Origin of the sequence: Neobacillus niacini (assembly GCF_000759675.1) — a bacterium.
GTDB classification, from domain to species: Bacteria; Bacillota; Bacilli; order Bacillales; family Cytobacillaceae; genus Neobacillus; species Neobacillus niacini_A.
In genome coordinates, this window is record NZ_BAWM01000139.1 from 121,163 (window position 1) to 134,682 (window position 13,520).

Below are 13,520 nucleotides of genomic sequence, written 5' to 3' on the forward strand. Positions count from 1 at the left end.
AGTAACGGGTTCCCTTTGCAATCTTGTGTTATGAAGGACATTTCGTAAGCAATCTTGGAACGATTTGTCCTTCATTAGTATTCCAAATTGCAGCCGTATCGGAACCAGGTGTGATTTTAGGCTGGCTGCTTTCCATGCTTTTTTTGACCTTTATTTTTATATCCAAAGAACCACCAGTTCCAGTCTCCAAATAACTTCATCAATGCAGGAACAAGAACCATCCTGACGATTGTGGCATCAATGAAGATAGCAATCGCGATGCCGACACCTAACTGCTTGATAGGCATTACGCCTGTAAAGGCAAAGGCACCTGTTACAACAATCATAATTGCAGCTGCGGAAGTAATAATTTTACTTGTATATGTTAAACCGGATATCGTAGCTTCTGTATTATCACCTGTTTTTAAATAAAACTCCTGAATCCTCGAAATCAAAAACACTTCGTAATCCATTGATAGTCCAAAGACGAGAGTGAATACAAAAACGGGTAAAATTAGGGCAATATCCGCAGGCTCTACTCCTAAATGCCCCTGCTGGAAAATCCAGACGACAATTCCGAATGTACAGCTAAGGCTTAATATATTCATTAAAATCGCCTTTAATGGAATTAGGATGGAACGAAAAGCGGCCATTAGAATGAAGAAGGTTGAGACAATAATTAATAACAATCCATAAGGAGCCTTCTTAAATATCTCATCAAAGATTTCTTGCTCAAACTTTATCGTTCCTCCAAAATGGGTTGTCAAGCCCATTTCCCTGCTGGACCAATCACGAATCCATTCTCTAGCTTCAGCAGAATGGTCAGTAGTTTTTAAATAAACTTCAATCAGCATTTTATTGTCTCTAACAAAATAGTCAAGTATGGGTGTGGTTTGTTCATTTTGTCCAAACCGAAGCAGTTGAGATAATATTTCCTCATCCTGAATACCTGTCGCGGAAAATGGAGAATCCACAGTATCAACAAGTTTATCCTTTGAAAGCTTTTCAAGAAAGCTGCTTACCTTCTCAAGATTACTTGTTTCTAAAACATCTCCTTTTGTTTCAATCACGACTGTTACTTTCTTTTCATTCCGTTTATCTTTAGGGATAAAATTCTCCTCGAAGGCTTCAAATGCTACCCTTGATGGATATTTTGCAGGAAGTGATTCTGTCCCTGGGATAGACATAGTCATCTGAGCAACAGGAACAAGACCGGCAAGGAGTATGGCTAGGGCTGCCCCTGCCATCAGAACCGGGCGCCTCATGACAAACTTTGCAAACCTATACCAAATACTTGTTTTCGTATCAGTTATCCGAAGGATGCTAAATTTGTTAATTCTAGTTCCAATAACGGCTAGGAAGGCTGGAAGAAAGGTCAAGGCACAAAAGGCAGAAATAAATACGACTACCATACCACCAAGAGCAACATTCTGAAATATATCAATTTGTATCAACCATAGAGCGGATAAGCCAATAAAAACACAAAGTCCTGAAAATATAATGGAACGTCCAGCGGTTGCTACGCTAATTTCAATAGCTTCCTGAATGGATTTAGTATGTAATTCTTCTTTGTAGCGGTTTATTAATAATAAGGCAAAGTCAATGCTTAGCGCGAGTCCTATCATAGGAACAATATTTAGAATAAATATGGTCAAATCGGTACTATAACTAAAAAAGAATACAGCACCCATTGTAGTTAAAATTGAAACAACCCCGATTACAATCGGTATGGAGGCTGCAATTAACCCTCCAAAAGCAAGGACCAAGACAATCAAAGCAATAGGCAGTCCTATCATTTCAGCTTTGGCTAAATCCTCTTGGCTGGCGATATTAAGATCTTGAACAATAATAGGCTCACCAGTCATAGTAACGCTTAATCCTTTTGTATTTTTTAGGATCTTGTTCAATTGATCAATTTCATTGCTTAAGTCTTCTGCTTTTTTATCAAAGGATAAAAGCCCATATGCATATTCATCTTTTATCATCCCATCTCTTTCAAATGGAGTGGTGATATGTTTGGCACCATTGAATTCTTTTAGATTCTCAAAGGTTGCTTGGATAAACTGATTCCATTCATGTTCACTAACAGTGCTTTCTCTATGGAAGACAAGTATGATAGAAGATTTTGCTTGACCAAAGTCTCTTTCAAGCAGTTTTCTTGTTTCATTGTATTCACCATTATATTCAAAGCCGTTTCCGCTAAGTACAGAAGGTAATTTTAATGCGAAAACTCCTGATATTCCAATAATCAGTATCCAAAGGGCAAGTACCCATTTTCGATATTGGTATATAATTCCTCCAAGTTTCTCCATTTTGAGACCTCCTCTTAATAGGGAATTATTCCCTTACCACAGTATAGCAGAACTCACAAAGAGTAATGGTTGACTATTTCATGGCAAATGAAATGGATACATTAAATATGATAAGAATCATTCCCACAATTAATAATGAAAATACAAACATAGAGGAAGAGATTAAATATAAAATAATGTTCAATTAATATTTTACAAATGTAAAAAAGTTATGGATTAAACATCATATCTTGCTATAATAATAAAAAAGTCAGGATAGAAGGTGATGAACAGTGGACCGAGAGAAACTAAGTAAAGTGATTGAAGCAGCAAAATTATATTATTTATTGGATCATAATCAAAACGAAATTGCCAAGATATTGGGTGTTTCGCGCCCCACAGTGTCCCGTTTATTACAACAAGCAAAAAGCGAGGGAATCGTCCAAATAAATATCATGGACCCAACTGAGGATGTTGAAAACTTAGCCGCTCAGTTAGAAAAAAAGTTCAATTTAAAAAGAGCAATTGTCGCACCTATTCCGCAATTTGAAAATCATATCATTAAAAATTATCTTGGGGAAAAAGCAGCATTGTATCTCCATGAAATAGTAAAAGATCAAGACATTATCGGGGTAACATGGGGAACAACGCTATACCACATTGCAGTGAAGCTAAAACAGAAATTTGTCAAAGATGTAAAGGTTGTGCAGCTAAAAGGCGGCGTCAGTCATGCTGAAACCAATAATTACGCTTCAGAAATCTTGTATCTTTTTGGTAAGGCGTACAATACAACACCTCTTAATCTTCCTTTGCCGGCGATTGTTGACCATGTTGTTGTAAAGCAGGCAATGGAAGCTGATCGCCATATAAAAAAAATTCTTGAACTGGGTAAAAAGGCTAACATAGCACTGTTTACAATTGGTTCCATCAAGAAAGAATCCTTATTATTTCAAATGGGCTATTTTACTGAGAGTGACCAAAAAGCATTAAATGAAAAAGCAGTTGGCGATATTTGTTCTCGTTTCTTTGATAAAGATGGCGAAGTTTGTCATGAAAGCCTAAATGAAAGAACATTGGGAGTTAAACTAGAGGACTTACGAAAAAAGGAACATTCCATACTTGTTGCAGGCGGTCCTAATAAAATTGAGGGGATTTATGGCGCATTAAAGGGGAATTATGCCAATGTTTTAATAACCGATCAATTCACCGCAAAATTTTTACTCGATAAAACACAATGATTTTACATTTGTTCAAAAATGCATTTACAAATGTTCAATCCTTTTGTTATAGTTACATTGTGAATATAAACAATGAATTTTTTGCTTGTCTAAAACAGGGAGGATGTACAAAATGACTCAAAGTGTTAATAGAATGATTGACCATACATTATTAAAAGCGGATGCGACCAGGGATGAAATCGTGAAGTTAGTAGAAGAAGCTAAGAAATATTCTTTCGCTTCCGTATGTGTCAATCCAACTTGGGTAAAAATATCAGCAGATATGCTTAAAGATACCCCAGAAGTAAAAGTATGTACTGTAATTGGATTTCCTTTAGGAGCATCTACACCAGAAACAAAAGCATTTGAAACAAAAAATGCGATTGAAAATGGAGCAAATGAAATCGATATGGTGATCAACATTGCGGCACTTAAGGATAATCAAGATGATTTAGTTGAAAGAGATATCAAAGCAGTTGTTGAGGCAGCGAAAGGTAAAGCTTTAACAAAGGTTATAATTGAGACTTGTCTTTTAACGAAAGAAGAAAAAGTAAGAGCGTGTGAACTTTCAGTGAAGGCTGGAGCAGATTTTGTAAAAACCTCAACAGGATTTTCTACGGGCGGGGCTACAGTTGAAGATATCCGTTTAATGCGAGAAACAGTTGGACCTGAAATTGGTGTAAAAGCTTCTGGAGGCGTTCGCAGCCGTGAGGATGCACTTGCAATGATCGAAGCAGGAGCTACTCGTATCGGTGCAAGTTCTGGAGTGTCTATTAGTAAAGGTGAAATTTCTCAAAGTAATTATTAATTTACGATTTGAGGGAAAAGAAATGAAAGAAGTATTATTAGCATTGCTTGCTGGATTAATTGTTGGAATCATTTTTAAATTTATGAAGCTTCCATTACCTGCTCCGCCAGTATTTTCAGCAGTAGTCGGCGTCTTTGGTGTGTATTTTGGCGGCGTGGTTGCTGGTTGGATGGTAAAGTTCTTCCAAGGATAAAATGACGATTGCGGAGTGTGAACATAATGGATGAAAAACAGCTAATGGCAGAAGCAGTCAAAGCACGAGAGTTTGCCTATGTGCCTTATTCGAAATTTCAGGTTGGAGCTGTTCTTTTAGCTAAAGACGGGAAAGTATTTCATGGATGTAATATTGAAAATGCATCATATGGAATGACGAACTGTGCAGAAAGAACCGCTTTATTTAAGGCTTACTCTGAAGGTGTTACTCAGTTCGATTCACTAATAGTGGTGGCTGATACTAATCGGCCAGTTCCACCTTGTGGTGCCTGCCGGCAGGTAATATCTGAGCTTTGTGATTCTGAGATGGAGGTTATCCTTACGAATTTAAAGGGTGACATTCAAAGAATCCTAGTGAAAGACCTTCTTCCAGGTGCATTTTCTCCAGAAGATTTAAAATAAAAAGTTGAGACAGGATGACAATCCTGTCTCTTTTTTCATGCATTTTATTAAAAAGGGCATAATTAAAAAAAAGAGCAGATAGCTCCCAAATACGATATCGAAAATGAATATGAATGAGGAAGAATGAGAGTGGTAATGAAGAAAAATTTGTTTATTTCGATAATTGATAATGTTTACAAATAACATACTCCAACAAAAAGATGTAATTATTTATTCTTGGGATGAGTGGAATCAGCCATTATTTTATGAAAGGTTAATAAAATCGTATGATATTATTAAAGAAACATACGGAAAGACAAAAATTGAAAAAGATAAAGCAGGTGTAGTGGATTGAGTAAAAAGATCGGATTTATCGGTGCGGGGAAAATGGCTCAAGCGATGATAGAGGGAATTCTTAAATCAAGGATGATTCCAAAAGAAAACATTATCGTAAGCGCTAAAACAGAAGGAACAATTGAAAAGGTCAAATCTAATTACCAAATACTTACGACCAATGATAATCGAGAAGTTGCAAAGTTTGCAAACATTCTAATCCTAGCAGTAAAACCAGACCAACATGCAAAGGTAATTGATGAGATAAAAAATGACATTAATCATGAATGTACTATTATTACCATTGCGGCTGGAATTACATTGGCTGATATCGAAAAGGAATTTGGTTTTAGTGTAAAGGCGGTTCGGACAATGCCCAACACTCCTTCGTTGGTTGGCGAGGGGATGAGTGCTATTTGTTCAAATGAGAGACTTAGCGAGGAAGAGGTATTGGAAGTTGAACGTCTTTTTCATACGTTTGGTAAAACAGAGAGGCTTGATGAAAAATTAATGGATGCAGTGCCAGCTATAAGTGGATCATCTCCGGCCTATGTTTATATGTTGATAGAAGCTATGGCTGACGGAGGTGTCAAGCAGGGAATTCCAAGGGATAAAGCATATCGTTTGGCAGCACAGGCAGTTCTTGGCGCTGCTAAAATGGTATTAGAAACCGATAGTCATCCAGGAGAACTTAAAGATAATGTGTGCACGCCAGGAGGGGCAACGATAGAAGCAGTAGCTGAACTTGAAAAGAAGCAATTTCGCGGTTCCGTATTAGCTGCAATGGAAAGCTGTACTGAAAAAGTAAAGTCATTATAGAACCTGCGACTTTGTTGCAGGTTCTTTCTTTTACATTAATATGTTTCTGGTCTATTAATTACAGTTAAAGAAGTCATTAAGCCCACACAAATAATGGTTAGTAGTGAGTAAAAGAATTTTTCTATTCCCACCACTTGAATCCCGCTAGTAATGACAAGACCATCAATCAAAAATATAATAATGCCTATATTAACAGAAGTAAATTTAGTTATAATCTGGGCTAGTAAATCAGTCCCACCTGTACTTGTTTCATAACGGAGCATTAAACCGATACCCACTCCTACAAGAATACCGCCAATTATTGTACTAGGAAAAATTCCAAGCTGTATTTTTCCACTTATAAATGAAAGTAAGTCAATGCAAAAAGAAGAGATAATAAGTCCATGCAGACTGTAATAAAAATAACGTCTTTCAAAAAACCATGCCAAGATGTAGAGAGGAAGACTTAAAACAATCATATTAAGGCCTGTTGGCCAACCGTAAAAATAGTGAATGATTAACCCTAAACCGATCACGCCGCCATCAAGCAGATGATAGGGCACTAGAAACCCATTAACACCAAGGCTTAATAATAAGCTGCCAATCAGAATAGCAATAATTTTTTGTTTCAATTAAAATCACTCCAAACTTGTCCCTACATAAAAAGTATGAAAATGATTTTTATTTAGAAGTGTTGAAATTAAAAAAAGAGGATGAACAAATCATCCTCTTTAATCTATGTTTTAAAAGAAAAGATTTAAAATAAAATAACATATTGCTGCAATTCCTGCTGAAATAGGAAGTGTAATAACCCAAGTAATTAGCATTCTTTGAGCAGTGTCCCATTTTACGCCCTTTAGGCGGTGTGAAGCACCAACCCCTAAAATACCAGAAGAAATGACATGTGTAGTACTAACAGGAACATGTAAGAAAGTTGCCCCAAATATAACAGCTGCACCAGTCAAATCTGCCGCTACCCCGTTAATTGGTCGAATTTTCATAATCTTACCACCAACGGTTTTAATAATTTTCCATCCTCCAACAGATGTACCTAATCCCATTGCCAGCGCACAGGAGAATTGTACCCAAAATGGAACTTCAGCATTAGCTCCAAGATAACCATTAGCAATTAAAGCCATCGTGATAATCCCCATTGCCTTTTGTGCATCATTCGTTCCATGTGAGTATGACTGTAGGGCTGCAGTGGCGATTTGCATATAACGAAAATTTCGATTGGTCTTCGCTAAATTTGCATTCTTAAACACCACTTTAAAAATACTGTAAACAATAAATCCGACGGCGAAGGCTAATATTGGTGAAAGAATTAGAGCTTGGATGATTTTCAAGAAACCACCGTAGTTAAGTGCACCAAAACCGGCTGAAGCAAGCGCTGCTCCTGCAATTGAACCAATGATTGCGTGCGAAGAACTACTTGGGATTCCAAAATACCAAGTTAATAAGTTCCAAAAAATAGCTGATATTAGTGCGGCTAGAATAACCACGGATCCATTTTCAAGTGTAAAAGGATCGACAATATCCTTAGAAATGGATTTAGCTACACCTGTAAACGTCATTGCTCCAACAAAATTCATAATAGCAGCTAACAGAATGGCCTGACGTGGTCTTAGTGCCTTTGTAGAAACAGAGGTTGCAATCGAGTTAGCCGTATCATGGAACCCATTAATAAAGTCAAATGCAAGGGCACCAATGACAACTAAAATAATTAATATTTCCATTTGTTTGCTCCTTATGCATTTTTCATGATAATGGCTTCAAGTGTATTCGCAACGGACTGGCAGCTATCAGCAATATCCTCAAGATTTTCATAAATTTCCTTAAACTGAATAATTCTTATTGGATCTTTTTCGACTGTAAATAAATGCTTAATCGACTGACGAAGGATATTATCGCATTTAGATTCATAATCTTTTATTTTTATTGCGTGTTCTCTCATTTGTGGGAGCTTTTTATTGGATAAAAGTAAAATCGCTTTATCAATTTCATGAACACTGGATTTTATCGCATCAACAAATTGGATCATAAAATCATCTGCCTGTGTGATTGAATACATTTCAAATAATGCAGCTGTCGCTTCTAGACCGTCCAGTACGTCATCCATGCTGTTTGCTAGATGGAGAATATCTTCACGTTCAATAGGAGTGATAAATGCATCATTTAATTGTTTAATTACTTCATGAACAAAGGAATCACCCTTTGTTTCAATTTCTTTCATCTTTTCTGAGAAAATTTTCAAATCACTTACATTTTTTAATTTATAATCAGCAAAGTAATTTGCGCCTTCCTTTAAGTTAGAAGAAATATTACTTAATAGAGCAGAAAATTTATCAACTTTTTTTGCCATTTTTTTATCCCCCTAAAATTATGTAAAAAGATTTTAGACCAACGTTCAACATTTTATCGAAAAAATACAAAAAAAACATAAAAAGTTTACCTAATTTACAAAAACTTAACAAAAGAATATTCTGAACATTTTCATATCGAGTTTGCTTTATTCGTCTTTTAATGTTTCCCGAACAAATATTATTATGTATATTATTGAACTGAGTATATTCCTTTGTATGTAAATTAATAAAATGGGTACTTTAATGGTACACGGCAGTAATGTTTATTAGTAAAAAACCGTGTTATAAAACGAAAGTATACAAAAAAAGGAGTGTTCAGAATGAGTTTCCTTTGGGCATTAATCGTCGGTGGAGTTATTGGCTGGTTAGCTGGACTTATTGTAGGTAGAAATATTCCAGGTGGTATTATTGGAAATATAATTGCTGGGTTTGTTGGTGCATGGCTCGGTACTTTAATATTAGGAGATTGGGGACCCAATGTAGCCGATTTTGCGATTATCCCTGCTATTATCGGATCGGTTGTTCTCGTCTTCCTATTATCACTTGTAATGAGAGCATTTAGAAAAGCTGACTAATAAATAGAGGCCTCCCAAATGGGAGACCTCTTAATTTTTCTCAAATGGTGTAAATGTCAATACTCCGAAATATAGGAGGGTTATCAATAAATGGAGCATAGCAAATGATTTCTTCTCCAGTGATGGGATGAATGCATTCTAATTTTGCAGCGTGGAGTGCCTGCCTCTTGAGTATTGGTTTCCCTCCATATAATATATCTCCAAGTAATGGGTGCCCAATGTGACTTAAATGTACACGTATTTGATGCGTTCTCCCTGTTTCAAGCAAGCATTTTACATATGAGTTACTGTTTTCTTCTTTAATAAGCTGGTAGTGAGTAATTGCTTCTTGTCCAGTTGGAGAAACACGTCTCCTAGTTGGATGGTGCCGGTCCCGTCCTATTGGCTCATGTATGGTTCCTTTCTTCTTCCTTAAATGACCTTGAACGATTGCAATATAGGTCCGTTTAATTTCATGTTTCTCGAGCATTCTGTCTAAAATCGCACCGGCTAATGCATGTTTAGCAAAGAGAATAGCACCTGTGGTATCCCTGTCTAAACGATGTACCTGCCGTATAGTAGCCTTTTCACCTTTTGATTGTAAATAGAATTGAGCGGCATTTAGCAGGGTGTCTTTATCCGTATCGTCATTTGGGTGGGTGTTCATAAAAGGCGGTTTATTAAAAACGATCACATGATCGTCTTCAAATAAAACTTGTACATCATAGAAGAAAGCATGTGTGTTATTCAGTGACTCTTCTTCAAATAATTTAATGAGCACCTTATCTCCTAAATTAAGTGGGGAGCTCCAACTAGCTTTATTGCCATTTACTAAAATTTTGTTTTCCATACGGAATATGTGAGTAAGTTTCTTTGGGACCTCCCAATCCTTTCGAAAGATATCCTCAATGGTCTTACCTGCCCATCTTTTTGGTGTATTAATTTCCATCCAATTGCCTTTTCGCGTGTGTTTAAGCATCTTAACTCCTCATATCTTGAGATTCTCTATAATAGGTCGTGGTTATAATTACCACCGAAAAATCGCCCTCACCTATGCTATTCTTATGTATATATTACGATAGATTATTGTTATCGCAAAGGTGGGTTACAAGTGAAAATTGTTTTTGCCTCGACACCAGGTCAGGAAGAAGAAATTTGTGGACTTGTGAGGTATATCTATTCAACTGTTTTTCCACTCTATTTTACGGATAAAGAAATTAGTGAGTTTGAACAATTAAAAGTATTGCATACTCCAGATGACTTTAATACTTTAAAGGATGCTTTTCAAGTAATGACCAGTATGCAAACGGTAATATCAATACTTGAATTTACAACTCTCGAAGATCAATATGCTGCATTATTTAATAAAAATGTTACCACTCTACAAGAGTTTGGTCTTTTCTTTCCGTTTGAGTTTGAACAATTCGTTGAAGCAAAAAATATGAAAAACAGTGTGTTTAGTATATATATCAAGGCTGCAAATGAACTATTAGTTTAAAATCAGGAAAAAATGTCTGCAAATGCAGACATTTTTTTATTAATTATCCTTGGAACTAACAGAGATACAATATAAAATAAATAGAAGGTGTAAGTGTATTGGGAAATTCAAACAATAACATGATGGAACTAACGAGGAGGATAACATTATGGATTGGAAAGAAAATGCAAAAAGGTGGATTGACTACTCTAACCTAAATGAAGAGTTAAAGCTGCAGCTTGAGGAAATAAAAAATGATGAAAAACAATTAGAAGAAGTTTTTTATAAAAATCTTGAGTTTGGTACTGGCGGGATGCGAGGGGAGATTGGTGTAGGAACCAATCGAATGAATCTATATACGGTTCGTAAAGCATCTGCTGGATTAGCTGCATACATAGACGAACAAGGTAGTGAGGCAAAGCAAAGAGGAGTAGTGATTGCCTACGATTCACGACATAAATCTCCAGAGTTTTGTATGGAGGCTGCCAAAACACTTGCAACAAAAGGGATAAAAACTTACGTGTTCGATGAGTTAAGACCAACTCCTGAACTATCATTTGCCTTGAGGTATTTAAACGCCTTTTCCGGTATTGTCATTACAGCAAGCCATAACCCGCCAGAATACAATGGATATAAAGTATATGGTTCTGACGGAGGTCAGTTGCCACCTGACGCAGCAGACGAGGTAATTGCGAAGGTTAACGAAATAGAAAATGAATTGTTGATAGAGGTAGACTCTGAAGAAAATCTTAGAGCCCTTGGATTAATTAACACAATTGGTGCAGAGATTGATCAAGCTTATATAGAAAAATTAACAACCATTTCTGAAAATCCATCCATTTCAAAAGAAACAGATGTAAAGATTGTATTTACACCATTGCATGGAACAGCTAATAAACCTGTTCGCCAAGCCTTGGCTGCCTTGGGTTATACGAACGTAACCGTTGTAAAGGAACAGGAGCTGCCAGATCCTGAATTTTCAACAGTAAAAAGTCCAAATCCTGAGGAACATGCAGCATTTGAATTAGCCATAAGGGATGGAAAAAAAGTTGGAGCCGACCTGTTAATCGCAACAGATCCAGATGCAGACCGTTTAGGAATTGCTGTTCGTAACCATGAAGGAGAGTATGTCGTTTTAACGGGGAACCAAACAGGAGCACTCTTATTAGATTACATACTTTCACAAAAGCAAAGCAAAGGGACTCTTCCTGCAAATGGAGTTGTGCTTAAAACGATTGTCACATCAGAAATTGGTAGAAAAATCGCCCAAGATTACAAATTAGACACTTTTGATGTGCTTACTGGCTTTAAATTTATTGCTGAAAAGATTAAGGGGTATGAGTCCACTGGAGAGTATACTTTCTTATTTGGGTATGAGGAAAGCTATGGTTATTTAATTGGAGACTTTGCCCGTGATAAGGATGCGGTTCAAGCTGCACTTTTAGCGGTAGAAGTGTGTGCTTTTTATAAAAAACAGGGCTTGTCGCTTTATGAAGGATTACTGCAAGTATTTGAAAAGTATGGTTATTATCAAGAAGGTCTTAGATCGTTAACTTTAAAGGGTAAAGAAGGTGCGGAACAGATTCAGCGCATCTTAGCTTCTTTCCGATCCGAACCAATTAAGCAGCTTGGTGACTTAACGATTTCCATTTCTGAAGATTACCTAACAGGTATTCGACAAACATCTAATGGTGAAGAGAAAATTGACTTACCAAAATCTAATGTATTAAAATATACCTTCACTGATGGCTCATGGGTTTGTTTGAGACCATCTGGTACGGAACCAAAAGTAAAATTCTATTTTGGTGTAAATAGTAAAAGCTTGGATGAAAGCAGAAGTAAGTTACTTGAAATTGAAAAGAATTTTATGGAACTGGTTGACGAAAAAATCAAAATGGTAACAGAGAACTAAAATCTTCATGACATCTTAGATTTAACATGAAAGGAAAGAAAAAACATGCTAAGGAATCAAATTGCTATTGTTACCGGGGCTTCAAGAGGAATCGGCAAAGAAATTGCAGTAAAACTTGCTGACCAAGGAATGAAATTGGCGATAATAGGTAGTTCGGCACAAATTTCAGAAACGGCCGATGAGCTAAAGAGTAAAGGTTTTTCACATGTACTGCCGATTCAAGCTGATGTTTCAAAGGAAGAAGACTTGCAGCAAGTGGTCAAGAAAACGATTGAAGAATATGGTCATGTAGACATGCTGGTTAATAATGCAGGTGTTGGATTCTTTAAATTAACAGAGGAAGTCACGCTTGAAGAATGGAAAAGGGTGTTTGAAGTAAATGTACAAGGGGTGTTCCTTGCTACAAAGGCTGTCCTTCCACATATGAAAGAGCGGAAATCGGGTACCATTATTACCATTTCATCTGATGTAGCTAGATATACCATTCCAAACGGTGCAGCCTATACAGCTACTAAATATGCTGTACAAGGTTTTTCTGGTTCTGTAGCACAAGAAGTACGTGATTATGGTATTAGGGTGGGCACCATCAATCCAGGAATGGTTGATACCTATTTTGCTGAATCTAAACAAGGACTACCTGAAAAACAAGATTGGCTTAAAGTGGAAGATATTGCAAATGCAGTCGTATATATGGCTTCAGCACCTAAGTATATGCTCATTGATGAGATTGTCCTTCATCCTCTTGTCCAGCAATATCCAATTGCTTAATATAACACCCATTTAAAACGGCTTCCTTCCCGGAAGCCGTTTTTTTGGTGGAATTCTTTAATCCGGTTTGGTAAAAATTTCTCAACAAAAATAGTATCCACTTGTTATTTCAGGAAAGACTATACATCGGTAACTCATTATTATCAGGTTCAATGGTTTCGTTAGCATGGTCGATGTAACGAAGGAGCGAATATAGTTTGTTTTCAATTACTGAATAGTCACGTTCAAAGTGGTAAGCATGCAGGAATTGCTCTATCCTCTTTGATAAAAATTGATCTTTAGTTCGTACCATGAGTATCAGCAAATTATCCCATTCAGATCGATGTGTATAATACAAAGCTCGATCATAATCCATTTTATTCATTTGTTTTGTCTCCTCCTTACTAGGAGTTGAAGTTATTTTATGATATTTTGCAGAGAAATTTC

General features: G+C 36.5%; 16 protein-coding genes. 10 read left to right on the top strand and 6 right to left on the bottom strand.

All coding sequences use genetic code 11. From position 1 onward, the window contains the following. Nucleotides 1-116 precede the first annotated feature (116 nt). Nucleotides 117-2,291, bottom strand: a complete 2,175-nt coding sequence (locus TR08_RS25775; RefSeq protein WP_045523136.1) for an MMPL family transporter — start codon at nucleotides 2,289-2,291, stop codon at nucleotides 117-119. Between the two features lie 272 nt (nucleotides 2,292-2,563). On the opposite strand from TR08_RS25775, the gene TR08_RS25780 reads away from it, so the two are divergent. From TR08_RS25780 to proC, 6 genes are all read left to right on the top strand, one after another. Then, nucleotides 2,564-3,508 carry a sugar-binding transcriptional regulator gene (locus TR08_RS25780; RefSeq protein WP_045523138.1) on the top strand — a complete coding sequence of 315 codons (945 nt, stop codon included), beginning with the start codon at nucleotides 2,564-2,566 and terminating at the stop codon, nucleotides 3,506-3,508. Between the two features lie 112 nt (nucleotides 3,509-3,620). After that, the gene (deoC, locus tag TR08_RS25785) at nucleotides 3,621-4,295 is read left to right on the top strand and encodes a deoxyribose-phosphate aldolase (protein WP_045523140.1); all 675 of its coding nucleotides are present in this window, start codon (nucleotides 3,621-3,623) and stop codon (nucleotides 4,293-4,295) included. A 22-nt stretch (nucleotides 4,296-4,317) separates the two neighbouring features. After that, the gene (locus tag TR08_RS25790) at nucleotides 4,318-4,488 is read left to right on the top strand and encodes a XapX domain-containing protein (RefSeq protein ID WP_045523226.1); all 171 of its coding nucleotides are present in this window, start codon (nucleotides 4,318-4,320) and stop codon (nucleotides 4,486-4,488) included. Between the two features lie 26 nt (nucleotides 4,489-4,514). After that, nucleotides 4,515-4,910, top strand: a complete 396-nt coding sequence (locus tag TR08_RS25795) for a cytidine deaminase (protein WP_045523142.1) — start codon at nucleotides 4,515-4,517, stop codon at nucleotides 4,908-4,910. 169 nt (nucleotides 4,911-5,079) lie between these two features. Beyond that, nucleotides 5,080-5,244: a hypothetical protein gene (locus TR08_RS32840; protein WP_193747848.1), complete on the top strand. Its 165-nt coding sequence runs from the start codon at nucleotides 5,080-5,082 to the stop codon at nucleotides 5,242-5,244. Further along, on the top strand, nucleotides 5,241-6,041 hold the full coding sequence (proC, locus tag TR08_RS25800) for a pyrroline-5-carboxylate reductase (protein WP_045523144.1): 801 nt from the start codon (nucleotides 5,241-5,243) through the stop codon (nucleotides 6,039-6,041). Before TR08_RS32840 ends, proC begins: the two co-directional genes overlap by 4 nt. Before the next feature lie 35 nt (nucleotides 6,042-6,076). Here proC and TR08_RS25805 read toward each other — a convergent pair whose 3' ends face one another. From TR08_RS25805 to TR08_RS25815, 3 genes are all read right to left on the bottom strand, one after another. After that, on the bottom strand, nucleotides 6,077-6,652 hold the full coding sequence (locus TR08_RS25805; protein ID WP_045523145.1) for a YitT family protein: 576 nt from the start codon (nucleotides 6,650-6,652) through the stop codon (nucleotides 6,077-6,079). A gap of 111 nt (nucleotides 6,653-6,763) precedes the next feature. Beyond that, nucleotides 6,764-7,756, bottom strand: a complete 993-nt coding sequence (locus TR08_RS25810) for an inorganic phosphate transporter (RefSeq protein ID WP_045523147.1) — start codon at nucleotides 7,754-7,756, stop codon at nucleotides 6,764-6,766. Between the two features lie 11 nt (nucleotides 7,757-7,767). Further along, the gene (locus TR08_RS25815) at nucleotides 7,768-8,382 is read right to left on the bottom strand and encodes a DUF47 domain-containing protein (protein ID WP_045523148.1); all 615 of its coding nucleotides are present in this window, start codon (nucleotides 8,380-8,382) and stop codon (nucleotides 7,768-7,770) included. Between the two features lie 321 nt (nucleotides 8,383-8,703). Here TR08_RS25815 and TR08_RS25820 point away from each other — a divergent pair, with 321 nt between their 5' ends. Beyond that, a complete protein-coding gene (locus TR08_RS25820; protein WP_045523150.1) occupies nucleotides 8,704-8,958 on the top strand; it encodes a GlsB/YeaQ/YmgE family stress response membrane protein in 255 nt (84 codons plus the stop codon). Nucleotides 8,959-8,998: 40 nt separating this feature from the next. Here the strand turns inward: TR08_RS25820 and TR08_RS25825 are convergent, their stop codons facing one another. Then, nucleotides 8,999-9,916: an RluA family pseudouridine synthase gene (locus tag TR08_RS25825; RefSeq protein WP_045523152.1), complete on the bottom strand. Its 918-nt coding sequence runs from the start codon at nucleotides 9,914-9,916 to the stop codon at nucleotides 8,999-9,001. A gap of 132 nt (nucleotides 9,917-10,048) precedes the next feature. Between TR08_RS25825 and TR08_RS25830 the strand changes: the two genes are divergently transcribed. The 3 genes from TR08_RS25830 (at nucleotide 10,049) to TR08_RS25840 (ending at nucleotide 13,094) form a co-directional block, all read left to right on the top strand. Next, nucleotides 10,049-10,435: a YhcU family protein gene (locus tag TR08_RS25830; protein WP_045523154.1), complete on the top strand. Its 387-nt coding sequence runs from the start codon at nucleotides 10,049-10,051 to the stop codon at nucleotides 10,433-10,435. A gap of 148 nt (nucleotides 10,436-10,583) precedes the next feature. Then, on the top strand, nucleotides 10,584-12,326 hold the full coding sequence (locus tag TR08_RS25835; protein WP_045523158.1) for a phospho-sugar mutase: 1,743 nt from the start codon (nucleotides 10,584-10,586) through the stop codon (nucleotides 12,324-12,326). Between the two features lie 45 nt (nucleotides 12,327-12,371). Next, a complete protein-coding gene (locus TR08_RS25840; protein ID WP_045523159.1) occupies nucleotides 12,372-13,094 on the top strand; it encodes an SDR family oxidoreductase in 723 nt (240 codons plus the stop codon). A gap of 109 nt (nucleotides 13,095-13,203) precedes the next feature. On the opposite strand, the gene TR08_RS25845 is transcribed toward TR08_RS25840, so the two are convergent. Beyond that, complete coding sequence (locus tag TR08_RS25845; protein ID WP_045523160.1) at nucleotides 13,204-13,458, bottom strand: YhdB family protein; 255 nt, start codon at nucleotides 13,456-13,458, stop codon at nucleotides 13,204-13,206. Between the last annotated feature and the right edge of the window lie 62 nt (nucleotides 13,459-13,520).

What these genes read in the sequence shown, in the direction of transcription:
- TR08_RS25775 (WP_045523136.1), bottom strand. Translation starts at nt 2,291, where the DNA reads ATGGAGAAACTTGGAGGAATTATATACCAATATCGAAAATGGGTACTT.
- deoC (WP_045523140.1), top strand. Translation starts at nt 3,621, where the DNA reads ATGACTCAAAGTGTTAATAGAATGATTGACCATACATTATTAAAAGCG.
- TR08_RS25825 (WP_045523152.1), bottom strand. Translation starts at nt 9,916, where the DNA reads ATGCTTAAACACACGCGAAAAGGCAATTGGATGGAAATTAATACACCA.
- TR08_RS25795 (WP_045523142.1), top strand. Translation starts at nt 4,515, where the DNA reads ATGGATGAAAAACAGCTAATGGCAGAAGCAGTCAAAGCACGAGAGTTT.
- TR08_RS25835 (WP_045523158.1), top strand. Translation starts at nt 10,584, where the DNA reads ATGGATTGGAAAGAAAATGCAAAAAGGTGGATTGACTACTCTAACCTA.
- TR08_RS25845 (WP_045523160.1), bottom strand. Translation starts at nt 13,458, where the DNA reads ATGAATAAAATGGATTATGATCGAGCTTTGTATTATACACATCGATCT.
- TR08_RS25790 (WP_045523226.1), top strand. Translation starts at nt 4,318, where the DNA reads ATGAAAGAAGTATTATTAGCATTGCTTGCTGGATTAATTGTTGGAATC.
- TR08_RS32840 (WP_193747848.1), top strand. Translation starts at nt 5,080, where the DNA reads ATGTTTACAAATAACATACTCCAACAAAAAGATGTAATTATTTATTCT.
- TR08_RS25810 (WP_045523147.1), bottom strand. Translation starts at nt 7,756, where the DNA reads ATGGAAATATTAATTATTTTAGTTGTCATTGGTGCCCTTGCATTTGAC.
- TR08_RS25820 (WP_045523150.1), top strand. Translation starts at nt 8,704, where the DNA reads ATGAGTTTCCTTTGGGCATTAATCGTCGGTGGAGTTATTGGCTGGTTA.
- TR08_RS25815 (WP_045523148.1), bottom strand. Translation starts at nt 8,382, where the DNA reads ATGGCAAAAAAAGTTGATAAATTTTCTGCTCTATTAAGTAATATTTCT.
- TR08_RS25840 (WP_045523159.1), top strand. Translation starts at nt 12,372, where the DNA reads ATGCTAAGGAATCAAATTGCTATTGTTACCGGGGCTTCAAGAGGAATC.